The following is a 22,421-nucleotide window of genomic DNA, read 5'->3' as shown; positions in this document are numbered from 1 at the left end:
GCCAGACGTCCGGCCATGTGACCGCATCCGAAACGCCGCCGCCCGCAGACCTGGAGGCACATCATGGAGACCACGCAACTCCCCGCCGCGCAGAGTCTGATCCACACCGCGTGCGGTCGGACGATCGCGGTATCCAGGTTCGCCCCCGGATCCCTGCCGATCGAGATGGGCCGTGTGGTGCTCGACACCGCGTGCGAACCCTATGACCGGAGCGAGGTGTGGGCGTCCCTGACTCCCGGCGAGGCCAGAAATCTCGCCGGGCTGCTGCTTTTCCAGGCCGCTGCCGTCGAATCGCCGCACCTCGACGCGCCGGGCCACGTCGAGGTGACCCCGATGGGGGCGGACGCATACGCGATCACCGTTCGCGGGCATGTCCTGAGCGTCGATCAGCCGCTGCCCGACGGCGGTACCGACACCGCGCCCACGCCCGTCGAGCTGTTCGTCGCGTCAATGGCCTCATGCGTCGCGCACTACGCGGGACGCTACCTGGACCGGCACCAGGTCACCCGCGACGGCCTGCGGGTCGGAGCCGACTACTCGATGGCCATCGACCGCCCGGCCCGCGTCGGCGCCGTCACCGTGCGCCTCACCGTGCCCGGGCTGCCGCCCGAGCGAATCCAGGCACTGCGCGCGGTGGTCTCGCACTGCACGGTGGAGAACACGCTCGATTCCCCTCCCGACGTCACCGTCACCCTGAACGACAGCGGAGGGAACCCGATCCGATGAAGGTTTCCGCCCTGATGACCGCGCCGCCGGTCACCGTCAGCCCGCAGGCGAGCGCCCAGCAGGCAGCCCTCCGGATGGCCGAACAGGCTGTCGGCTGCGTGCTGGTGGCGGAGCACGACAGGCTGCACGGCATCCTCACCGACCGCGACCTGGTGGTCCGCGCCACGGCCGGCGGACTCCGGCCGGAAACGCCTGTCACAGAGCTAATGTCCACGCCTGTGACCACAGTGGCCGTCACCGACGACATCGACGCGGCCTACGGGGCGTTCCGCCGGCGCGGCGTGCGCCGTCTGCCGGTACTCGATAGCGGCCGACTGGTCGGCATGTTGGCCATCGACGACCTCTTCCGCGACGTCCTCCAGCGTCTCGCCGACCTTCTCGGCCCGGTCTCCTGGAGCGTCCCGCGGGACAGCCGTCCGGAGTCGGCGCAGGACCGGGAGCTCTGAGCGAGGGGTGTTGTGCGGTTCGGGGCCGCCGGGCTGGGCGACGGCGGCGTGGGCGAGCAGCATGGGCTTATCGGCCAAGAAGCGAGGTGCGAGATGGACAGGGACATCCCAGTGGCACGCCGGATTGTGGTCGGCGTCGACGGTTCGCCGTCCTCGAAGCAGGCCCTGCGGTGGGCGGTCGGGCAGGCCAGGCTGACCGGGGCTGTCGTGGAGGCGGTGATCTGCTGGCTGTTCCCGACGATGTACGGACGGGCTCCGATGTCGGTGGACCGCGAACTCGGTCACGTCGCCGGAAAGGTGCTTGCCCAAGCCGTCGACGAGACGGTCGGGGATGACCCTCCGGCGGAGATCCGGGAGAGCGCCGTGCTCGGCAATGCCGCCGAGGTGCTCCTGGAGCGGTCGCACGGGGCCGAGCTGCTGGTCGTGGGAAGCCGGGGCCACGGCGGCTTCGCGGGCGCCCTGCTGGGCTCGGTCGGCCAGCACTGCGTCCAGCACGCACACTGCCCGGTCGTCGTGGTCCGCGACGACCAGACGTGACTGACCCCGCCGTGGCGGAGCCGACCGTGCGCGCCAGGTCGCCGCGTGCGTGCATCGGCCCTGCCGGGTTGCCCAGGGCGCCTGGAACAGAGCGAGCGCGAAGACACGCCGACGCTTGGCCGCCACGCGTGATGGAGGACGAGCCTGCCGCCTTGGTGACCCGCAGTGCGCCGCCACCTCTGCCGACCCGATGAGCGGGCCGACGGCGACCAGAGCCGTCTCGGCGGGCCGGTAATCTCGCCGCCGAAGGTCTGGCGATACGGGAGGGGATCAGTGGAGGCCGCAGAGGAGCGGGTTGGGCTGGTCACGATCGCCCGGGAATGGGGCCGGATCGGCTGCATCGGGTTCGGCGGGCCGCCCGCGCACATCTCCCTGCTGAGGAGACTGTGCGTGGAGCGCCGGGGCTGGATCACGGCGGCCGAGTTCGAGGACGGGATCGCGGCGACCAACCTGCTGCCGGGCCCCGCCTCCACCCAGCTGGCCATCTTCACCGCCTGGCGGCTACGCGGGCTGGCCGGCGCCCTCGTCGGCGGGCTGGCCTTCATCGTCCCCGGCCTGGTGCTGATCCTCGCGCTGGCCGCCCTGTTCCTCGCCGGAAACCCCCCACTCTGGTTGCGCGGGGCAGCGGCCGGCGCCGGCGCTGCGGTAGCCGCAGTCGCTGTCCAGGCCGCAGTCGGGCTGGTCCCGGCGAGCTGGAAGCGCACAGGCGACCAACGCGCCGCCCGCGCCCGGTGGACCGGCTACGCCCTCGCCGGAGGTGTGGCTGCCGTACTCGTCGGCCCCTGGATGGTCCTGGTGCTGGTCGCAGCCGGCGCGCTGGAGGTCGCGGTCCGTGCCCGTCCCGCCCACCCGGGCCCACGGCTGCGATCCGCCTGGCCGCTTGCGGGCGCGGCTCCCGCCTCCGGCGGCCTGCTCGCGCTCGCGTGGGTCGCCTTCAAGGTGGGTGCGCTTTCCTACGGCGGCGGCTTCGTGATCATCCCGCTGATGCAGGCCGACGCGGTCCACACCTACCACTGGATGACGGACAGCCAGTTCCTCAACGCGGTCGCCCTGGGCCAGATCACCCCCGGACCTGTCGTACAGACCGTCGCCGTGGTCGGCTACGCCGCCGCCGGGATCCCGGGTGGCATGCTGGCCGCCGCCGTCGCGTTCGCCCCCTCGTTCCTCTTTGTGATCCTCGGCGGACCGAGATTCGACCGGCTCCGCGCCAACACCGGAGTCCAGGCGTTCTTCACCGGCGCCGGGCCCGCGGTGATCGGCGCGATCGCCGGCTCGGCGATCCCGCTGGCGACGGCTCTGCAGCACCCGTGGCAGTTCGGCGTGCTGATCGCAGCAGGGCTGTGGCTGCTGGCCGGACGGCGCGGCGTGGTCAGCGCACTGCTCGGGGCCGGAGGCATCGGAGTCGTGATCGCCCTTGCGGGCTGGCCAGTCAGCTGAGGTGCACCAACCACGCTCCAGAAACGGGAGCAGGTCGTGGCCCAGCGACCATCCGCCCTGAGCGGCCCCGCGCCCTGCGGGCTGCCGCCGTGCAGGCCCATCTGGCATGCCGCAGGGGCCGGTAGGCCCAAGCCCCGGACGCCGCGTTCGGCGCAGGCTGGAATACAGCAGAGAACTGGACACTCTGGAAGGACAGACCGGCCATGACCCGGAACACCAGCACCGAGAGGCCACACACCAAGCAGTGGAGCGTGCGTCTGGACCTCTTCGAGGAGGGCGACCTCACCAAGGTCCACGCCGTCCTCGACACCGGTGACACCACCCTTCAGAGCCGCACCTCCGCGCAACGCAACCCGCACGAAACGCCCGTCCCCGAGATCGGCGACGAGTACGCCGCCGGCCGGGCCCTGATCGACCTCGGTAACCAGCTGCTCCGCGCCGGAAGGACCGACGCCGCACCGAGTGACATCGCCGTCCCAGGGTGACCGCGCGTCGAGAACAACCGCCCCGGCGGGCGGGCAAGGAGAGATCCGCCATGACCGTACAACCCCTGACCTCCGAAGAGCTGCTCCTGCTGGCCGCAGCCGGGGGCGCAGCGCCGTCGCTGCACAACAGCCAGCCGTGGCGCTTCCGCCCGACGCCCGACGCGCTCGGGATACGCGTGTACGTCGACCCTGAGCGCGCCGTACCGCTTACCGACCCCGACGGCAGGGCACTGCACATCTCGGTGGGGGCCGCCCTGTTCAATCTGCGGGTGGCCGCCGTCCACCTCGGCCGCGAGCCGGCAGTCCACCTGCTTCCTGCGCCGGCGGACCCGCAGCAGGTCGCCCTGCTCGACCTTTCGCAGCCCGCCGCCACCGAGCTGCCGTACGGCCGGGATCTCTACCCGGCCATCGGGCAGCGCCACTCCAGCCGCCAGCCGTACACCAACCGCGACGTCCCCGAGACGGTGATCGGCGAACTGATCGCCGCGGCTCGCGAGGAGGGTGCGGCGCTGTCTCTGCTGGAGGAGGACGGGGTGCGTCGGGTCCTGGGGCTGACCGCCGAGGCTGAACGGCGCACTGACTCCGATCTCGCCCGGATGGCCGAGACCCGCAGCTGGCTGCGGTTGGAGGAGCCCGCCACGGACGGCATTCCGGCGGCCGCGCTGGGCCCGCAGGACCACGAGGCCCGGGTACCCATGCGAAGCTTCACCGGCCGCCCGTCGGCGGACACCACGGCGTCCCAGCGCTTCGAGGCGCTGCCCCAGCTGGCGACCCTGACCACCCACACCGATCTGCCGGCCGACTGGCTGCGCACGGGCCAGGCCCTTGAGCGTGTCTGGCTGCTGGCAACCGTCCACGGGCTGCGCGCCTCCGTCCTGCACCAGGCCGTCGAATGGCCCGACACTCGCTGGGGGCTGCGCGACCCCGCCGAGGGGCCCGGCCACGTCCAGCTCGTCCTGCGCCTGGGATACGGGCCGCCCGGATCGGCCACACCCCGCCGCCCGGTGACCGAGATCCTGGATCTGACCGCCAGCCAGAAGACGACGGATTGAGGCGAGTCATGTACCACCGCACCGTCCGGGACGTGATGACCCGCGACGTCGTCCGCGTCATGCCGGCGACCGGCTTCCACGAGATCCTGGCCCTGCTCACCGAGTACGACATCACCGCCGTCCCGGTGGTCGACACTGACGACCGACCGGTCGGCATCGTCTCGGAGGCGGATCTCATGCGAACCCAGTCGGCTCAGGAGGACCCGTCCGCCTTGTTTCCCCCACCGCCCCCGGAAGCCGAAGGCCCGGACCGGAGCGGGGCCGCCACCGCCCAGGAGCTGATGACCAGCCCCGCGGTGTGCATCGCACCCGATGCGAGCGTGGTGGCCGCCGCACGCTTGATGGCCCGCCACCAGATCAAACGGCTGCCCGTAGTGGGCGGGGACGGCCGACTCGCGGGCCTGGTCAGCCGCAGCGACCTGCTTCAGGTCTTCCTCCGCGACGACCAGGTCATCCGCCAGGACATCGTGGAGGACGTGCTCGGCCAGGTGGAAGGCGTGAGCCCAGCCGCCGTCGGGGTCGAGGTCGCACAAGGCCGGGTCGTCCTCAGCGGCACCATCGACCCGCCCTACCTGGTCCCGATCGTGCTGCGCCTGTGCCGCTCCGTCGACGGCGTTGTGACGGTCACCGACCGGACCGACCGGCCGAACAAGGCGGTACGGCCACCACTGAGGCGTGATCCGCGAGGTATCGCTCCGATGGCGGGCCCCAGGCCCGAAACCTAACGTCTCTTCCGTGAAGAGCAGACACGAAGCGTGGGTGCGGCCGCCAGGGCACGACCCCGAGGAGGCCGCGGATCTGCTTCTTCGCGATCTGCGCAGCTCGCGGACCGGGCTGACCACCGCGGAGGCCCGGCGGCGTCTGCTGCAGTACGGCCCGAACGAGTTGCGCCGTCGCGGTGGCCGGCGTTGGCCCGGTGAACTGGCGCGCCAGTTCACGCACCCCCTCGCCTTGCTGCTGTGGCTCGCGGCTGCGCTGCTCGTCGCGGTCGGCTCCTACGTGGTGGCCGCCGCGGTCCTCCTCATCATCTTCCTCAACGCGGCCTTCGCCTTCGTCCAAGAGGTGCACGCGGAACGCGCGGTCGAGGCGCTGGCCGAGTACATCCCCCAGCGGGCGAAGGCCGTCCGCGACGGCGCTCCGCAGGAGATCGACGCCGCCGACCTGGTGCCGGGCGACATGGTTGTCATCGAAGCCGGGGACCGGATCGCCGCCGACATCCGCCTGCTGCAAGGGGCCATCGAGGTCGACATGTCGGCGCTGACGGGGGAATCGGTGCCCACGCTGCGCTCGGCATCGATCCTGGACGTGGACGTCCCCGTGCTCTCGGCGCACGATCTCGTCTTCAGCGGCACCAGTTGCACTGGTGGCGAGGCCCATGGCGTGGTCTTCGCTACCGGAATGAACACCGAGCTGGGCCGCATCGCCGCACTGTCCGAGCGGGTCAAGCAGGAGCCCAGCCCGCTCGAGCGGCAGGTACGCCGGGTCGCCTGGCTGATCGCGATCGCCTCCGTGGCCCTGGCCCTCGCCTTCATCCCCCTGGCCACATTCGGCATCGGGCTGTCGCTGGTCAACTCCGTGGTCTTCGCTGCCGGCCTGCTGGCTGGCATGGTCCCCGAGGGGCTGCTCCCGGTCATCACGCTCGCGCTCGCCGTGGCCGTCCGGGCGCTCGCCGCGCGCGGTGCCCTCGTCAAACGGCTCAGTGCCGTGGAGACCCTCGGTTCGACCGACGTCATCTGCACCGACAAGACCGGCACCATCACCGAGAACCGCATGTGACCCACCCACGTGTGGACCGCCGCAGGCTCCCTCGAACTGGACGCCGCTGCGGCACAGCCGCCCGTCGGGCAGCCGGACCCAGTGCTGGCCACGGTCGGGCGGATCGCTGCTACCTGCAACAACGCCCGCGCCGAGCCCGACGAGGAACCGAGCGGCGACCCGACCGAGATCGCCGTCCTGCTCGCCGCGCGCGAGCTCGGCGCCGCCCTCAAGGCGACCGAGCGCGAGGCCGATCGCTGCTGGCAGTCCCACTTCGACCCCGAACTCAAGCTGATGTCGACCATCGACCGGCACCACGGCCGGCTCGCCATCCGCACCAAGGGCGCTCCCGAAGCGGTCCTGCCCCGCTGCACGACCTTCCTCGGCCCCCACGGGCAGCAGCTTCCGCTCGCCGATCCCGACCGAGAGCGCATCGCCGCCCAGGTCGACGCGTTCGCGGCCGACGGGCTGCGGGGGCTCGCCCTCGCCGAACGCGAACTGCCATCCGAGCAAAGACCACCGCACAGACGCGGCGACGCAGAGCACAAGCTCTGCTTCGACGGACTGATCGCGATGCTCGACCCGCCACGCCCCGAAGTCGCCGAAGCCGTACGGAGCTGCCACACCGCCGGCATCCGCATCATCATGATCACCGGCGACCACCCGCTCACCGCCGCCGCGATCGCCCAGCGCGTGGGTATCACCGGCAGCGCCCCGACGGTGGTCAGCGGTGCGCAACTGGAGCACCTCCACGAGAACGAACTGCGCGCCCTGGTGCGGCAGGAACGCGAGATCATCTTCGCCCGCGCATCCCCGGAGGCCAAGCTCCACATCGCCGACGCGCTCCGTGCGGAGGGGCACGTCGTCGCGATGACGGGCGACGGGGTCAACGACGCGCCCGCGCTGCGCAGCGCCGACATCGGCGTGGCCATGGGCCGCTCAGGCACGGACGTCGCCCGGGAAGCCTCCACCATGGTGCTCACCGACGACAACTTCGCCTCGATCGTCACCGCTGTACGCGCCGGGCGCCAGATCTACGACAACGTCCGCAAGTTCATCATCTACATCTTCGCCCACGCGACACCCGAGGTAGTTCCGTTCCTGTTCTTCGCGCTCGGTGGCGGCCGCATTCCGCTGCCGCTGACGTCCTTCAGCTCCTCGCCTTCGACGTCGGCAGTGAGACACTGCCCGCTCTCGCGCTCAGTCGCGAACCCGCCGAGCCAGGTCTGATGGACCGTCCGCCCCGGCCCCGTTCGGAGGGCGTCATCCGAGGTCCGATGCTGATCCGTGCCTGGCTCTTCCTCGGCGCCCTGGTCGCGGCGCTGCAGATGGCCGGGTTCTTCTACGTGCTCACCAGAGCCGGCCGGCACCCCGGCGCTCCGGTGGGAGTGGGACAGCCGCTGCACCACGCCTACCAGCAGGCGACGACCATGACCTTCCTCGGCATGATCGCGGGGCAGATCGGTACCGCGTTCGCCGTGCGCACGCAGCGCGCCTCGCTCCGCTCCGTGGGCGTCTTCTCCAACCGCTACCTGCTGATGGGAATCGCAGGTGAGCTCCTGCTCGCAGCCGTCTTCGTCTACGCCCCGCCGTTCCAGAAACTGCTGGGCACCGCCGCCTTGCCGGCGAGCGACCTGCTGTTCATGCTGCCCTACCCGTTCATCGTCTGGGGCGCCGACGAACTGCGGCGCTACCTGATCCGACGGCACGGGTCCGGCACGCCCCAACCCGGGTAGCGGAGTTCGCGTCAGCAGATACGGGGCAGTTGCTCACCGATCGGCAGGTCGACCACGCGCGTTCCGCCGAGTCCGGTGCGGGCCACCACGATGCCGGGGTGCGCCTGCACCGCCTCGCCAATCACCGTGGCGCCCGCGCCCAAGGGGTGTGAGCGCATCGCCGCGAGGACGGCGTCGGCATGCTCGCGCGGGACGAACGCGACGAGCTTGCCTTCGTTGGCGACGTACAGCGGGTCGAGGCCCAGGATGGCGCACGCGTTGGCAACGGCCGGCGGGACAGGAACGCTGCGCTCCTGGATGACGACGCCGACGCCAGCGGCCACCGCGATCTCGTTGAGGGCGGCGGCCAGGCCGCCCCGGGTGGGATCGCGCAGGACGTGCAGGTCCGGCGCGGCGGCGAGCATGGCCTCGACGAGACCGCCCAGAGCCGCGCAGTCGCTCTCGAGGTCCACCCCGAACTCCAGCCCCTCGCGAACGCTCATGATCGCCATGCCGTGGACGCCAATCGCACCGCTGACGATCACCACGTCACCGGGAACGACCCGCTGCGGACGCAGGTCGACGCCGGCCGGGATCAGGCCGATGCCTGCGGTGTTGATGAAGATCCCGTCCCCGTGCCCTGCTTCGACGACCTTGGTGTCACCGGTCGCAACTTCGACGTCGGCGGCCCGCGCGGCTGCGCCGAGGGCCTCGGCGACGCGAGCGACGACGGACATCCCGACGCCCTCTTCCAGGATGAACCCGCAGGACAGGTAGGCGGTCCTCGCGCCGCTCATGGCAAGGTCGTTGACGGTGCCGTTGACCGCGAGGTCTCCGATGCTGCCGCCGGGGAAGAACAGCGGCCGCACCACGAAGGAGTCCGTGGAGAAGGCGAGGCGCACGCCGCCCAGCGAGATCGCCGCCGAGTCGCCGAGCTGCGACAGCACCTCTCCGCCGAACGCGGGCGCGAACACGTGGTCGACCAGTTCGGCGGACATCGCGCCGCCGCCGCCGTGGCCCATCACCACGCGGGGCTGGTCACGAAGCGGGGCCGGGCACGTCCAGGCCAGCAGGTCCGGGACATGGGCGGTCAGTGCTTGATTGGTCTCAGGCAACGGGGCTCGCCTCCAAGGGGGTTGTGTCGAGCCGCCGGTAGAGGTAGTAGGCGGCGCACGCGCCCTCGCTGGAGACCATGGTGGCGCCGAGCGGGTTGCGCGGGGTGCAGGTGGTGCCGAATGCCTCGCACTCGTGTGGTTTCAGCAGGCCTTGCAGGACCTCGCCGCTGCGGCAGGCGGCGGACTCCACGGTCCGGATGCCGGTCACCGAGAACCGCTCCTCCGCGTCGAACTCCCGGTACCGGTCGGACAGTCGCCACCCACTGCCGGGGATGACGCCGATGCCGCGCCAGGCCCGGTCGGTGACCTCGAAGACGTCCTCCAGCATGGCCTGAGCGGCGGGATTGCCCTCGGACCGGACCGCACGCGGGTAGGCGTTGTCCACGGTGTGCTCACCGCGCTCCAGCTGCCGCACGGCCCGCCGCACGCCTTCCAGGATGTCCAGCGGCTCGAATCCGGTCACCACGATGGGGACTCGGAACCGCTCGGCGAGTTCCGGGTACTCCTCGACACCCATCACGCTGCACACGTGTCCGGCCGCCAGGAAGGCCTGCACCCGGCAGCTCGGCGAGCGCATGATGGCCTCGATCGCCGGGGGCACCCGCACGTGCGAGACCAGCAGGCTGAAGTTGGGGGATGCCGAGCTTGCGGGCCTGGTACACCGTCATGGCGTTGGGCGGGGCCGTGGTCTCGAAGCCGATGCCGAAGAACACCACCTGCCGCTGCGGGTTCTGCTGGGCGATCCGCAGGGCGTCGAGCGGAGAGTAGACGACCCGCACATCGCCGCCCTCACTGCGGACCCGGAACAGGTCACGACCCGTCCCGGGGACGCGGAGCATGTCACCGAAGGAGCAGAAGATCACCTCGGGACGGGAGGCGATCTCCAGCGCCTTGTCGATCACCTCCAGCGGGGTGACACAAACGGGGCAGCCTGGGCCATGGATCAACTCCACCCTGCCCGAGCCACCCCAGGAGGTCTGGCCCTGGCTGGTGCAGATGGGCTGCAACCGGGGCGGCTGGTACAGCTGGGATCGCCTGGACAACGGCGGGCGGCCAAGCGCGGGCCGCATCGTGCGCGAGTGGCAGAGCCTGGAGGAGGGGCAACACCTGGACTCGGTACCCAGCGGCCTCATGGTTCACAGTCGCGATCCTCGTACCGGAGCGCACCCTGGTGCTGCGAGCAGAACTTGAGCTGCCGTCCGGGCGCCCCTTCGACGTGCACAGCGGACCACCGCCCAGGGCGTACGTCGATTCGGTGTGGGGCTTCCACCCGGAACCTGCGCCCGGCGGCAAGACGCGCCTCGTGGTCCGTTCACGTAGCCGTAACCGCCCGCGACCAATCACCCGGCTGATGGACCTGCTGTTCGGGGAACCCGCTCACCTGATCATGCAGACCCGCCAGTTCCACAACCTGCGGACACGCGTCGGTGCGGCAGCGTGATCAGCTCGACAGTTCGAGTTTGCCGTCGGCCGCAGTAGCTCCCTCACGCTGACGGTGAGCCGGCGGAAGCTACTCAGCGTGAAAACGTCGGAGGCCCCTTCCACCTCGCTCGACGGTGAGGTCAAGGAAGTGGGCCGAGCACGAGATGCACGGGTCGTGATTGCGGATCGCGCGTTCGCACAAGACGGTCAGCTCAGCATCGGTCGGGTCACCGTCCCGCATGCGTTCCTGCACGATGCGGCGCAGGTCCTCCTCGATCGCGCCCTGGTTCTGCGCGGTCGGCGGGACCAGACTGGCGTCGGTGACGGTCCCTTGCGCGTCGAGGGCGTAGCGGTGGTAGAGCAGGCCTCGCGGCGCCTCGGTGGCTCCGTGACCGGTGCCGGCCCGGGCGGGAACGTCCAGGTACGAACGAGGCGCGGGTTCGTAGGCCTCGATGATGCGCAGCGCCTCGTCGACCGCGTAGAGCACTTCGACCGCGCGGATGACAATGCTGCGGAAGGGGTTTCGGCAGACGATGCCCTGCCGGGGGTCGCCGAGGCCTGCGTCCTGGGCGGCCTGGAGGGCGATCGGGGAGAGCCAGCGACCGCTGATGGCGTAGCGGGCGAGTGACCCGGTCAGGTGGCGGCGGCCGTCCAACCGGGAGTGCAGGGCGGTGGAGTGGCGCACCTGGCTCTCCACGACGTGGTCGCCGAACTCGTGGACCCCGAAGCTCCGGGTGGGCAGCGCGCGGTCGGAGTCAGCGGGGAGTCCGGCGGTGGTCGGCGCGGGCATGACGGTTGGGATGCCGGACTCGATGGCGTAGCTGCCGGGTTGGGCCAGGGCGAGCAGGTCGTTGTCGCACCCGGCGTCGGGGAACTCGAAGCCGGCCACCCAGCGAACGGTCTCCTGCGCGTCGTCGCGGGCCCGGCGCAACCGCTCGGCCAGCGGGCGCAGTTCGGCTCTGGTCGGGATGCGGTGGAAGCCGCCGAGGCGGACGTTGACCGGGTGGATCGCCCGGCCGCCGAGAAGTTCGAGGATCGCGTTGCCGGCCTGTTTGAGCCGCAGGCCGCGTTCGACGTCGGCGCGCCGGGTGCGGGCCAGGTCGATGGCGCTGTCGCAGCCGTAGAAGTCGGGCGCGTGCAGGAGGTGGATGTGCAGCGTCTGGCTCTCGATCCACTCGCCGCAGTACAGCAGCCTGCGCAGCGCGGCCAGTTGACCGTCGACAACGACGCCGCAGGCGTCCTCGATGGCACGGCAGGCGCTCAGCTGGTAGGCGACCGGGCAGATTCCGCAGACGCGGGAGGTGATGTCGGGCGGCTCGGTGTAGGAGCGTCCGCGCAGGAACGCCTCGAAGAAGCGCGGGGGTTCGTAGATCGCCAGCCGGGCCTCGGCGACCTCGTCGCCGTCCATGATCAGGTGCAGTGCGGTCTCGCCCTCGACGCGGGCGAGCGATCCGACGTGCAGCACTTTGGAGCCGCGGTGGGTCACTGTCCGAGTTCCTTCCGGGAGGCCGCGTCGAACTCGGGGGCGGCTGTGTTGAAGGTGCGCAGCACCCGCACGATGTCGAGGGTGTCCATGCCGTCGCGGCGCAGCAGGGGGATGAAGGAGGGGAAGTTGGTGGAGTTTGAGGGGCCGAAGCAGCCGTAGCAGCCGCGTCCGTAGGCGGGGCAGAGTGCGCCGCATCCGGCGTGGGTGACCGGGCCGAGGCAGGGGGTGCCGTGGGCCACCGTGACGCAGGTCGTGCCGCGCTGTTTGCATTCGAAGCAGACGCTGTGCGCGGGTACGTCCGGTTTGCGTCCGGCCAGGTAGGCGGTGATGACCTCGACCAACTGGCCCCGGTCGATGGGGCAGCCGCGCAGTTCGAAGTCGACGGGGACATGGGCGCTGATCGGCGTGGAGGTGGCGAGCGTGGCGATGTAGTCCGGTCGGGCGTAGACGACGGCCTGGAACTCGGCGACGTCCGCGTAGTTGCGCAGTGCCTGGACGCCGCCTGCGGTGGCGCAGGCCCCGATGGTCACCAGCCTCCGGGAGACGGCGCGGATGTGGTTGATCCGTTCGACGTCCTGCTGGGTGGTCACCGATCCTTCGACCAGCGACAGGTCGTAGGGGCCGGGGTCGGTTGCGCTGGACGCCTCCAGGAAGTGGGAGATCTCGACCTTCTCGGCGATGCCCAGGAGTTCGTCCTCGCAGTCGAGCAGGGTAAGCTGGCAGCCGTCGCAGGAGGCGAACTTCCACACGGCGAGCTTTGGTCGGTCGGAGGCGGTCATGTCACAACTCCCTGACCATGAGGAGGGGTCGGGCCCGGGTCCAGCTGACGACCGGGCCGTCGCGGCAGAGCAGCAGGGGGCCCAGCTGGCAGTGACCGCAGTGGCCGGTCGCGCAGTGCATGTTGCGTTCCAGGGAGACCCGGATCCGCTCCGGGTCGACGCCGTGGTGCGCCAACTCGCCGGCGGTGGCGCGGATCATCGGCTCGGGGCCGCAGATGAACGCCGCCGTGCTCGGCGGGTCGAAGGTGGCCCGGTCGAGCAGGGTCGTCACGACGCCGACCTCGCCCTGCCACTGCGAGTCGGGGCGGTCCACGGTGGTCAGCGCCGCTGGCCAGCCCCGGACCTCCTCGGTGTAGAGCAGATCGCGGGGCTCGCGTGCGCCGATCAGGACGTTCAGCCGCCCGTACCGCTCGGGTGCGGCAAGCGCCTGGCGCACCACCGGGCGCAGCGGCGCCAGACCGATGCCGCCGGCCACCACCAGCAGGTCCAGTCCGGCAGCGGCGGGCAGCTCCCAGCCGGTGCCGAACGGGCCGCGCACCCCGACTGTCTTACCGGGCCGCAGTGCGTGCAGCGCGCCGGAGACCGCCCCGACCGCGCGGACGGTGTGGGTCAGCCGGTGCCCGTCGATCGCGCACACCGACAGCGGGATGTCGCCGACACCGAAGGCGTACACCATCGCGAACTGCCCCGGCGCGAACGGCTGTAGGGCCACCTGGACCGGTTCGAGGACGATCGTGGCGGTGTCGGCCGTCTCGGCCTCGCGTTCCGTCACCCGGTACGGCACGGGAACGGTCATGCTGGCGGTCCGTACAGGTCGAGCAGGCGGGTGCGGGTGGCCTTCAGCCGTCGGGCGATCACCTGTGCGACACAGTGGGTCACCGCCAGGCCGAAGGCGGGGTCCTCCGCGCGAGCGGCGCGCACGCGCTCCGCGTCGAACTCGTACGCCTGCGCGGCGACGCGGGTCTGTGCGCCGAGGTGCCAGCGGTAGGGCTCGAACAGCCAAGACCAGCCGAGCAGTTCCCCCTCGCCAAGGGTCTCCACGACTGCCGATCGACGGCCCGGGACGTGCACGTCGAGCGCGACGAGCCCGGACCGGATGATCCAGAACCGGTCGGCGACGCCGTCCTCCTCGAAGATGCGAATGCCGCCGGGGAAGGAGACCTCCTTGGCGAACCCGACCAGTTGTTCGCGGTGAGCGGGCGACAGTGCGCCGAGAAAGCCGTGGCGGACGACGGTCACGGCGTGCCCTCCCCGTCGGCGCCGCCCCGTTCGCGGTTCAGCGCGTGGGCCTCCTCGGTGATGTCGATGCCGACCGGGCACCACACGATGCACCGCCCGCACCCGACGCACCCCGAACTGCCGAACTGGTCGAACCAGGTGCCGAGTTTGTGGGTGGCCCACTGCCGGTAGCGGCTGTGCGAGGAGTCGCGGACCGGGCCGGCCTGCAGATGGGAGAAGTCCCGGTCGAAGCAGGACTCCCAGTGCCGCCACCGCTCGGCGTGATCACCGGAGAGGTCCGTCACGTCCTCCACACTGGTGCAGAAGCAGGTCGGGCAGACCATCGTGCAGTTGCCGCAGGTCAGGCAGCGTGCCGCCACGTCGTCCCAGCGCTCGGCCGTGAGGGTCTCGCGCATCAAGACCTGCAGGTCCACCAGCGGCATGCTGCGGCCCATCCGCTCTGCAGCCTCGGCCACCCGCTCCCGGGCCGCCGTCCGGGTGGTTTCGTCGGCGGGGCGGCGCGGCAGTTCGGCCAGCACCGACTCTCCCTCCGCGCTGCCCGAGCGCACCAGGAAGCGATGTCCTTCGGCGTCGAGTACTTCGGTCAGCGCCAGGTCGTAGCCGGGCCCCACCGCGGGCCCGGTTCCCATGGAGACGCAGAAGCAGGTGGCGCCCGGTTCGGTGCATTCCACCGCCACCAGGAAGGCCCGCTCGCGGCGCCCTCGGTAGGCCGGATCGACGTGCCTCCCGCCGGTCAGTACCCGGTCCTGGATCGCGATGGCCCGCAGATCGCAGGGGCGCACCCCGAGGAACGCGTACGACGGCGGCGGCGTCCGGTCCTCGGTCACCGTCAGCTCGCCGTCGGCGCCCCGGTCGGCGCTCCACTGCCGCTCGCGCGGCGGGTGCAGGAAGGTCTTCCAGGACTGCGGCCCCGCGCTGTGCGCGAACGCGGCGCCGTCCTCTCGGGCACGCAACCGGTACGTCCCCGCTTCCAGCTCGACGCCCCAGCCGTAGGGGAGTTCGTCGCCTCCGGAGATCTTGGCCAGGACGATCGCCCCGTCGCGGACTGTCGGCCCCACGACCGTGCGGCCGCGCCCGGTGAGGACCGCGATCAGCGCGTCCAGCCCGGCCTTGTCGATCACCACCGCGCCGTCCGCCACCGTCAACCTCCCGTGCCCGCGCTGCTGTCCCGGCCAGTATGGGCACTGACCTGCGGTCGGGCCGGTAGGGCTGGCCCACTGTGCGCCAGGTGGCCGTGCCGTTACCCCGTACGGACCCCGAATCAGCCCGGCGCGGCTGGCCGGCCCGCTGGACGGGAAGGCGAAGCAGATGAACCTCGCTACGCGCATCGTCGTCATCGGTGTCGGCAACGAGTACCGCCACGACGACGGCGTGGGCTGGGCCGTCGTCGCCCGGCTGGCGGAGCAGGCCGAGGACCGGGCGCTGCCGGACGGGACCACCCTGCGGGTGTGCGACGGCGACCCCGCGCGACTGATCGGCCTGTGGGAGGCCGCCGACCTCGCCATCGTGGTGGACGCCGCGCACGCGCACCCCGGACATCCCGGCCGCGTACACCGCCTGGAACTGGACGGCGAGCGGTTGACACAGACAGGCGGCGCGACGAGTTCCCATGGTCTCGGACTCGGCGATGCCGTCGAACTCGCCCGCGAACTCAACCGCCTACCGCGACGGCTCGTCGTCTACGCGGTCGAGGGAGCCAACGGCGGCCTGGGCATGGGCCTGTCGGCAACGGTCGCAGCCGTTGTGGAACCGCTCACCGAACGGATCGCGGAGGAAGTCGAGCTACACCGCGGTCCTGCCGGAAACCGGTAGCCCGACAGCGGTCCCCGCACAGCCCAGAAAGGGAAGAGGACAACTCGCTTCTCGCAGATCTCTCTACCGCGCCGCGCTGCCCTGAACGGATTCCGCGCCGAGTCCTTCCCTGTCTGGCTGTCCACCTCGCGGTGAAAGTCGCACGAAGTCGGCACCATCAGGTGTTTCAGGCCAGGACAGCGGGTCGCTATGGCGTGACCATGAGAAGAGCAGAGGCCAGCCCGGTGGGCGGCCGTCACCGAGCTGGGCAGCCGCGGCAGACCGCACTCCAAAGGAGCACGCCATGAGCTACCCGGTCATCGTGGGAATCGACGGTACGGACGCCAGTCACGCCGCCATCGACTGGGCCACTGAGGAGGCCGGCCTGCGTCGCGTTCCTCTGCACATCCTGCACGCCTGGCTCGGCGAGACGCTCAGCGCGCCGGCCGGGCAGGAGGTCCGACGCACCCGGGACGCCGGCGAGGAGGCCCTCGGAGCCGCACGCGAACAAGCCGAGCTGCACCGTCCGGGCCTCGCGGTCACCACCGAGCTGGCCGACGACTACGCCCGTGATGCCCTGCTCGCCATGTCGGCGGACACGAACCTGCTGGTCCTCGGGGCACGCGGCTCGGGCGGGTTCCCGCGCCTGCTGGTCGGCTCGACGAGCCTGTCCGTCTCCGCCCATGCCCTGTGCCCGGTCGTCGTGGTCCACTCTCCCGACGCCCAGTCGGCGCCGGGCGGCGTGCTGGTCGGCGTGGACGGAGAGAAGTACAGCGACGACGTGCTCATTTTCGCCTTCGAAACCGCGCGCAGGAGGCGCCTGCCACTGCAGGCTGTGCATGCCTGGAGCTATCCCCTGGTCAGCGGGCCCGGTCACGCGTTCCCGCCCGTGTACGAGGAGAGTCACATCGCCGCCGAGCGGGAGCGGCTGCTGGCCGAGGCACTTGCGGGCCGTCGCGCGCAGTACCCCGAGGTCCAGGTGGCCGAGGTCGCGGTGCGCTCCGGCGCGGCGAAACTGCTGGTGACTCTCTCCGAAATCCACCAGCTGGTGGTGGTCGGGCGCCACGGTTCGGTACGCGGGCCCATGCGGCGGCTCGGCTCGGTGAGCCAGGCCGTCGTGCAGCACGCGCACTGTCCCGTCGCGGTGGTACCAGTTGGCTGAGTGCGCCGAGTGAGCAGTCATGCAGGACTGACGCTCTGGCGATCGCGATTGTAGGGATCGGACAAACCTGCCATACGGCGGCTGATCGCTCCTACCCGCGCCGCATCCCGGCCGGGGCTCCCGTGTGCAGCGCCCCCGTGCCGCGCCCGCCCCCTCGGGCATGTCTTCAAGGGGCGGGCCCGGCCGAGCCGACGAAGCGCCGCACCGAGCACATGATCTTCGCTCATTCAGCTGACTGCCCGTCAGCATTGCGTCAGCATCGGTCTGACTAAACCCGGCCACAGACGACCAAACGCGAGAATCATGGCCACCCAACGAAGCTGGCGCCCTGAGACCCTGACGCCCTCATGGGGCGGCCGACCGCAGCCCATCGTGAGCGCGATCAGCCGGGTCCCACCACGAGCCACCCTGGGCACGTAACCCCAGCTCAGCGCACTCGTCCCCGTGGTTTCAGGGGTAGTTGGGGAAGCTCGGGAGCGGGCAGCCGGTCGCCGTCGTAGCCGTGCACCTCGCCGAAGCGGGTGCCGGTCATCCACTCCTCGCGCGCCTGCCTGATATCATCATCCGATCGGGCGATGAAGTTCCACCACATATCTCTCAGTGGTGTGGTAGACGAGCATCGCCCCCGGCCCAAGCCCGACCATGTTCCCGTCGCAGCGAGGACCTACCGAGCGAGGCCTTCGAGGACAAATTTCCGCCAGCCTCGCCACCACAGTCAAACAGAACCGTCCGGCTCACCGCCGCATGACGAGGGCCGAGTTCACTTCGACGGGAAAGCTACAGGGCTGCCGCAGGTTCGTGGTCTCAGCGCCTGGTACGGGTGTTGAGGTTGAGGAGGCTGTAGAGGAGGAGGGCGGAGGCGAAGCCGACGGCCCAGCCGTAGTCGGCCAGGGGTTTGAGGAAGGGAATAACCCCGCCGCTGGGGAAGGGGCCCTGTCTGGCGCCCGTGGCGTCGACGGTGGAGTAGGAGCCGCCGATGGCGAGGAGGCCGCCGACCAGAAAGGCGAGGACGGCGCGCAGGTTCCAGCCGACCGTGTACCAGTAGCGGCCCGAGGGGCGGTAGAGCTCGTCGAGGGCGAGCTCGGTGCGTCGGATCAGCCAGTAGTCGGCGATCAGGATGCCCGCGACGGTGCCGAGCAGACCGCCGACGACACCGAGCCAGGTGAAGATGTACACGTGCGGGTTGGCGATCAGCTTCCACGGCATGATAGCGATCCCGACGACACCCGTGATCAGCGCGCCGGTACGGAAGTTGATGAACCGTGGGACGAGGTGCGACAGGTCGTAGGCCGGGCTGACGACGTTCGCCGCGATGTTCACCGACAGGGTGGCGACCAGCACCACCAGGAGGGCGAAGAGCGTGCCCGCGACGCTGTCCATCTTCGCGGCGAGCTGGATCGGGTCCCAGATCGGGGCACCGTAGACGGCCTGCGAGCCGGAGGTGACCAGCACCGACAGCAGCGCGAACAGCGTCATCGTGGTCGGCAACCCGAGGGCCTGGCCACGGATCTGGGCGCGCTGGCTGCCGCCGAAGCGGGTGAAGTCCGGAATGTTCAGGGACAGGGTCGACCAGAAGCCGATCATGCCCATCAAGGACGGGAAGAACACCTTCCAGAACCCGCTGCCCCAGCCCAGCTTGGACGGCTGCGACAGCAGCGGGCCGAAGCCACCCGCCTTCACCGCGACCCACGCCAACAGCGCCAGCGCACCCACGATCACGAACGGCGCCGCCCAGTTCTCGAACCGCCGCAGCGTCTCCATCCCCCGCGCGATCACCGCCATCTCGATCGCCCAGAAGACACCGAACGCCAGCCACTGCGTCCACGGCTGCCCTCCCACCTGGCTCGCCTCGCGCCAGCCGCTGCCGAGGAGCTTCCCGGCCAGCAGGAAGATGCCCTCGCCACCGATCCAGGTCTGGATACCGAACCAGGCACACGCCACCGCCGCCCGGATCAACGCCGGCAGGTTGGCACCCCGCAGCCCGAACGCCGCCCGCGCGAACACCGGGAACGGGATGCCGTACTTCGTCCCCGCATGCCCCGTCAGCAGCATCGGCACCAGCACGATCAGGTTGCCCAGCGCGATGGTGAGGACCGCCTGCTTCCAGTCCATACCGAGCGCCACCAGCCCGGAGGCCAGCGTCCAGGACGGGATATTGTGAGCCATTCCCACCCAAAGACTCAAATAGTTGTAAACACCCCACGTGCGTCTCTCGACGGGCACCGGTGCCAGGTCGTCGTTGGCGAACCGGGCGTCGTCCAGGACGGCCCCCTCTACGAGGGCGACTCGGCCATCGGGATAGGTCTGCTGGATCGTGGACGTGTCTGGTCTTGACGGTGCGCTGGAGGACATCGAAGCCACCTCAGTTCGCGGAGTCTCGTGCGGGGGAACGTGCCCTCCCCGAGAGCTCGACACTGGGCCCTCGGGGTCATACGACGGAGCGGGACGACAGTCAGCTCCTGGTGCTGTCTCGCGGAAAAGGGGCCACAGGCACCGGCTCAGCCAGACGAAACAGAAGCAGCCCACGGCGATAGGCCGAACCCGGAGAAACCGGACCTTGCGCCTCTCGCTTGATGGGCATTCCGCGAACCTGCAGGTCAGACCCCCACGCCGATGTTCGTGTTTCCTCTTGAGCGACCCAGAGGGCAAGGAAGTTGTAGGTGGTCCAGCGTCCCTCCGCGACGGGCACGGGCGCCAGGTCGTCGTTGGCGAACCGTGGGTCGGCGAGGGCGGTTCCGGTGGCGAGTTCGACGCGCCCGTCCGGGTGGGTGGTCTGCGCTATTGACATGGGCGCCCGTCTGGGGTGGGGAGTTGGAGCGGCGGACGCTCCTAGAGAGCGGGGATGACGGCGCTGCCGTACGCGTCGATGGTCGACTCGACGGCGTCGTGCATGGCGTAGACGGCGAACTGGTCGACGCCCAGGGAGCGGAGCTGCTCCAGCTTGGCGAGTTGGGCCCCGGGCGGGCCGATGATGCAGAAGCGGTCGACGATCTCGTCCGGGACGAAGGCCGTGTCGGGGTTGCCCGCCCGGCCGTGGTGGCTGTAGTCGTAGCCCTGCCGGGCCTTGATGTAGTCGGTGAGGGCGTCGGGCACGAGGCCGGAGTGCTCGCCGTAGCGGGACACCAGGTCGGCGACGTGGTTGCCGACCATGCCGCCGAACCAGCGGCACTGCTCGCGGGCGTGGGCCAGCGCCTCGGGCGAGTCGTCCTCGGTGACGTACGCGGGGGCGGCGACGCAGATGGTGACATCGGACGGGTCCCGGCCGGCGGCGACGGCCGCGTCGCGGACGGCCTTGACCATCCACTCCGTCAGGAAGGGATCGGCGAGTTGCAGGATGAAACCGTCCGCTTGACGGCCCGTCAGAGCGAGTGCCTTGGGCCCGTACGCGCCCATCCAGATCGGCAGGGCGGCGCCGGGCTTGACCCAGGGGATGCGCAGGGCCGTGCCGTCCACCTCGGCCTCCCGCCCTTCGGCGAGTTCCTTGATGGCGTGCATGGCGGCGGACAGCCGGTCCAGGGTGGCCGGGCGGCGGCCCGCGACGCGCATCGCGGAGTCGCCGCGTCCGATGCCGCAGACCGTGCGGTTGCCGAACATGTCGTTGAGGGTGGCGAACAGGGAGGCCGTGACCTCCCAGGTGCGGGTGCCCGGGTTGGTGACCATCGGGCCGACGGTCAGCCGCTCGGTCTGCGCCAGGATCTGGCTGTAGATGACGAAGGGTTCCTGCCAGAGCACGGCCGAGTCGAAGGTCCACCCGTGGGTGAACCCGGCGCGCTCGGCGCGTTGCATCCGCTCCACCAGGAGCCGCGCGGGCGGGTCGGTCTGGAGGACGAGGCCGATGTCCACGGAGTACTGCCTTCCTGAAGGATGATCAGATGAGGTACTGACAGGTGGCGCGCGGCTGGTAGCGGCCGTGGCCGGGGCGCCCGAGGTACCGGCCGTCGTCGATCACGACGGTGCCCCGGGAGAGCACGGTGCGGGCCTGGCCGGTCAGTTGCCTGCCCTCGTACGCCGAGTAGTCGACGTTCATGTGGTGGGTCGCGGCGGAGACGGTCTGCACGGCGGCCGGGTCGTAGATGACGATGTCGGCGTCGGAACCGGGCGCGATGGTGCCCTTGCGCGGGTAGAGGCCGAACATCCGGGCGGGGGTGGCGCAGGCGATCTCGATCCAGCGGCGGCGCGAGATGTGCCCGTCCAGGACGGCCTGGTGCAGCAGGTCCATCCGGTTCTCGACGCCCGGCAGGCCGTTCGGGATCTTCGAGAAGTCGCCCCGGCCGAGCTCCTTCTGCCCCACGAAGCAGAACGGGCAGTGGTCGGTGGAGACCACTTGCAGGTCGTTGGTCCGCAGGCCGCGCCAGAGCGCCGCCTGGTGCTCGCGCGGGCGCAGCGGCGTCGAGCAGACGTACTTGGCGCCCTCGAAGCCGGGTTCGGCCAGGTTGTCGGTGGAGAGAAAGAGGTACTGCGGGCAGGTCTCGCCGAAGACGTTCAGCCCCTGGTCCCGGGCGGTGGCCAGTTCGGCGAGCGCGGAGGCGGCGGAGACGTGCACGACGTACAGCGGCGCGCCCGCGACCTGGGCGAGCTTGATCGCCCGGTGGGTGGCCTCGGCCTCCAGCAGCTCGTGCCGGACCTCGCCGTGGTAGCGCGGGTCGGTCTTCCCGGCCGCCAGCGCCTGGGCGACCAGGACGTCGATGGCGATGCCGTTCTCGGCGTGCATCATGATCAGCCCGCCGTTGTCCGCGCCGCGCTGCATCGCGCGCAGGATGCGGCCGTCGTCGCTGTAGAAGACGCCGGGGTAGGCCATGAACAGCTTGAAGGAGGTCACCCCCTCCCCCACCAGCAGGTCCATCTCCTTGAGGCTGTCCTCGGTGACGTCGCCGAGGATCATGTGGAAGCCGTAGTCGATCGCGCAGTTGCCCTGGGCCTTGGCGTGCCAGGTATCGAGGCCGTCACGGAGGGAGGCGCCGACCGACTGGACGGCGAAGTCGACGATGGTGGTGGTGCCGCCCCAGGCCGCCGCGCGGGTGCCGGTCTCGAAGGTGTCGGAGGCCGAGGTGCCACCGAACGGCAGCTCCATGTGGGTGTGCGCGTCGACGCCGCCCGGGATGACGTACCGGCCGGTGGCGTCGATCTCCCGGTCGGCCGTCCAGCCCTCGGCGACGCTGCTGCCGGAGGCGGCCAGCGCGACCACCTGCTCGCCCTCGATCAGGACGTCGGCGGCCAGCTCCTCGGCCGCCGTGACGACCAGCCCGTTGCGGATGACCGTACGCGTGCTCATGG

The 22,421-nt window shown here is 70.7% G+C and carries 21 protein-coding genes and 2 pseudogenes; 12 read left to right on the top strand and 11 right to left on the bottom strand.

The annotated features are described in order from the left end of the window. Positions 1 to 63: 63 nt before the first annotated feature. The 10 genes from P3T29_RS01515 (at position 64) to P3T29_RS01470 (ending at position 8,174) form a co-directional block, all read left to right on the top strand. On the top strand, positions 64 to 726 hold the full coding sequence (locus P3T29_RS01515; RefSeq protein ID WP_280714352.1) for an OsmC family protein: 663 nt from the start codon (positions 64 to 66) through the stop codon (positions 724 to 726). After that, positions 723 to 1,172 (top strand): CBS domain-containing protein, encoded by a 450-nt coding sequence (locus P3T29_RS01510; RefSeq protein WP_280714351.1) that lies wholly within the window; start codon positions 723 to 725, stop codon positions 1,170 to 1,172. Before P3T29_RS01515 ends, P3T29_RS01510 begins: the two co-directional genes overlap by 4 nt. A 93-nt stretch (positions 1,173 to 1,265) precedes the next feature. Continuing rightward, entirely contained in the window at positions 1,266 to 1,709 is a 444-nt protein-coding gene (locus tag P3T29_RS01505; protein WP_280714350.1) for a universal stress protein, read from the top strand. 273 nt (positions 1,710 to 1,982) lie between these two features. Then, positions 1,983 to 3,146 carry a chromate efflux transporter gene (chrA, locus tag P3T29_RS01500; protein WP_280714349.1) on the top strand — a complete coding sequence of 388 codons (1,164 nt, stop codon included), beginning with the start codon at positions 1,983 to 1,985 and terminating at the stop codon, positions 3,144 to 3,146. Positions 3,147 to 3,349: 203 nt separating this feature from the next. Further along, positions 3,350 to 3,631 carry a dsRBD fold-containing protein gene (locus P3T29_RS01495; protein WP_280714347.1) on the top strand — a complete coding sequence of 94 codons (282 nt, stop codon included), beginning with the start codon at positions 3,350 to 3,352 and terminating at the stop codon, positions 3,629 to 3,631. Between the two features lie 50 nt (positions 3,632 to 3,681). Then, the gene (locus P3T29_RS01490) at positions 3,682 to 4,683 is read left to right on the top strand and encodes a hypothetical protein (protein ID WP_280714346.1); all 1,002 of its coding nucleotides are present in this window, start codon (positions 3,682 to 3,684) and stop codon (positions 4,681 to 4,683) included. 8 nt (positions 4,684 to 4,691) lie between these two features. Continuing rightward, positions 4,692 to 5,408, top strand: a complete 717-nt coding sequence (locus tag P3T29_RS01485) for a CBS domain-containing protein (RefSeq protein WP_280714345.1) — start codon at positions 4,692 to 4,694, stop codon at positions 5,406 to 5,408. Continuing rightward, positions 5,359 to 6,459 (top strand): HAD-IC family P-type ATPase, encoded by a 1,101-nt coding sequence (locus P3T29_RS01480; protein ID WP_280714344.1) that lies wholly within the window; start codon positions 5,359 to 5,361, stop codon positions 6,457 to 6,459. Before P3T29_RS01485 ends, P3T29_RS01480 begins: the two co-directional genes overlap by 50 nt. A 9-nt stretch (positions 6,460 to 6,468) precedes the next feature. After that, a complete protein-coding gene (locus tag P3T29_RS01475; RefSeq protein WP_280714343.1) occupies positions 6,469 to 7,668 on the top strand; it encodes an HAD-IC family P-type ATPase in 1,200 nt (399 codons plus the stop codon). Then, entirely contained in the window at positions 7,623 to 8,174 is a 552-nt protein-coding gene (locus tag P3T29_RS01470; protein ID WP_280714451.1) for a cation-translocating P-type ATPase C-terminal domain-containing protein, read from the top strand. Before P3T29_RS01475 ends, P3T29_RS01470 begins: the two co-directional genes overlap by 46 nt. 11 nt (positions 8,175 to 8,185) lie before the next feature. Here the strand turns inward: P3T29_RS01470 and hypE are convergent, their stop codons facing one another. The 7 genes and pseudogenes from hypE to P3T29_RS01435 all read right to left on the bottom strand — a co-directional run bounded on the left by hypE (position 8,186) and on the right by P3T29_RS01435 (position 15,333). Further along, a complete protein-coding gene (gene hypE / locus P3T29_RS01465; RefSeq protein ID WP_280714450.1) occupies positions 8,186 to 9,175 on the bottom strand; it encodes a hydrogenase expression/formation protein HypE in 990 nt (329 codons plus the stop codon). A gap of 85 nt (positions 9,176 to 9,260) precedes the next feature. Beyond that, a pseudogene (hypD, locus tag P3T29_RS01460) lies at positions 9,261 to 10,221 on the bottom strand (hydrogenase formation protein HypD); the annotation flags it as partial. Positions 10,222 to 10,778: 557 nt separating this feature from the next. Beyond that, on the bottom strand, positions 10,779 to 12,176 hold the full coding sequence (locus tag P3T29_RS01455; protein ID WP_280714342.1) for a nickel-dependent hydrogenase large subunit: 1,398 nt from the start codon (positions 12,174 to 12,176) through the stop codon (positions 10,779 to 10,781). Next, a complete protein-coding gene (locus tag P3T29_RS01450; protein ID WP_280714341.1) occupies positions 12,173 to 12,955 on the bottom strand; it encodes an oxidoreductase in 783 nt (260 codons plus the stop codon). Before P3T29_RS01450 ends, P3T29_RS01455 begins: the two co-directional genes overlap by 4 nt. 1 nt (position 12,956) lies before the next feature. Continuing rightward, a complete protein-coding gene (locus P3T29_RS01445; protein WP_280714340.1) occupies positions 12,957 to 13,751 on the bottom strand; it encodes an FAD/NAD(P)-binding protein in 795 nt (264 codons plus the stop codon). Further along, positions 13,748 to 14,194 (bottom strand): cyclic nucleotide-binding domain-containing protein, encoded by a 447-nt coding sequence (locus P3T29_RS01440; RefSeq protein WP_280714339.1) that lies wholly within the window; start codon positions 14,192 to 14,194, stop codon positions 13,748 to 13,750. Before P3T29_RS01440 ends, P3T29_RS01445 begins: the two co-directional genes overlap by 4 nt. Then, a complete protein-coding gene (locus P3T29_RS01435; protein ID WP_280714338.1) occupies positions 14,191 to 15,333 on the bottom strand; it encodes a 4Fe-4S dicluster domain-containing protein in 1,143 nt (380 codons plus the stop codon). Before P3T29_RS01435 ends, P3T29_RS01440 begins: the two co-directional genes overlap by 4 nt. A 169-nt stretch (positions 15,334 to 15,502) precedes the next feature. Between P3T29_RS01435 and P3T29_RS01430 the strand changes: the two genes are divergently transcribed. Together P3T29_RS01430 and P3T29_RS01425 are read left to right on the top strand one after the other, a co-directional pair. After that, positions 15,503 to 16,006, top strand: coding sequence for a hydrogenase maturation protease (locus tag P3T29_RS01430; protein WP_280714337.1), 504 nt, complete (start codon positions 15,503 to 15,505; stop codon positions 16,004 to 16,006). A gap of 283 nt (positions 16,007 to 16,289) precedes the next feature. After that, positions 16,290 to 17,147, top strand: coding sequence for a universal stress protein (locus tag P3T29_RS01425; protein ID WP_280714336.1), 858 nt, complete (start codon positions 16,290 to 16,292; stop codon positions 17,145 to 17,147). 427 nt (positions 17,148 to 17,574) lie between these two features. Here P3T29_RS01425 and P3T29_RS01420 read toward each other — a convergent pair. The 4 genes and pseudogenes from P3T29_RS01420 to hydA all read right to left on the bottom strand — a co-directional run. After that, positions 17,575 to 17,739, bottom strand: a pseudogene (locus tag P3T29_RS01420) (pirin family protein); the annotation flags it as partial. Between the two features lie 212 nt (positions 17,740 to 17,951). Next, a complete protein-coding gene (locus tag P3T29_RS01415; protein ID WP_280714335.1) occupies positions 17,952 to 19,499 on the bottom strand; it encodes an NCS1 family nucleobase:cation symporter-1 in 1,548 nt (515 codons plus the stop codon). A gap of 477 nt (positions 19,500 to 19,976) precedes the next feature. Continuing rightward, positions 19,977 to 20,990, bottom strand: coding sequence for a TIGR03842 family LLM class F420-dependent oxidoreductase (locus P3T29_RS01410; protein WP_280714334.1), 1,014 nt, complete (start codon positions 20,988 to 20,990; stop codon positions 19,977 to 19,979). A gap of 25 nt (positions 20,991 to 21,015) precedes the next feature. Beyond that, positions 21,016 to 22,419 carry a dihydropyrimidinase gene (hydA, locus tag P3T29_RS01405; RefSeq protein ID WP_280714333.1) on the bottom strand — a complete coding sequence of 468 codons (1,404 nt, stop codon included), beginning with the start codon at positions 22,417 to 22,419 and terminating at the stop codon, positions 21,016 to 21,018. Positions 22,420 to 22,421: the final 2 nt, after the last annotated feature.

Origin of the sequence: Kitasatospora sp. MAP5-34 (assembly GCF_029894335.1) — a bacterium.
Lineage (GTDB): Bacteria > Actinomycetota > Actinomycetes > Streptomycetales > Streptomycetaceae > Kitasatospora.
The sequence above is the reverse complement of the archived record's forward strand: the minus strand, read 5'-3'. Positions and strand labels throughout refer to the sequence as shown.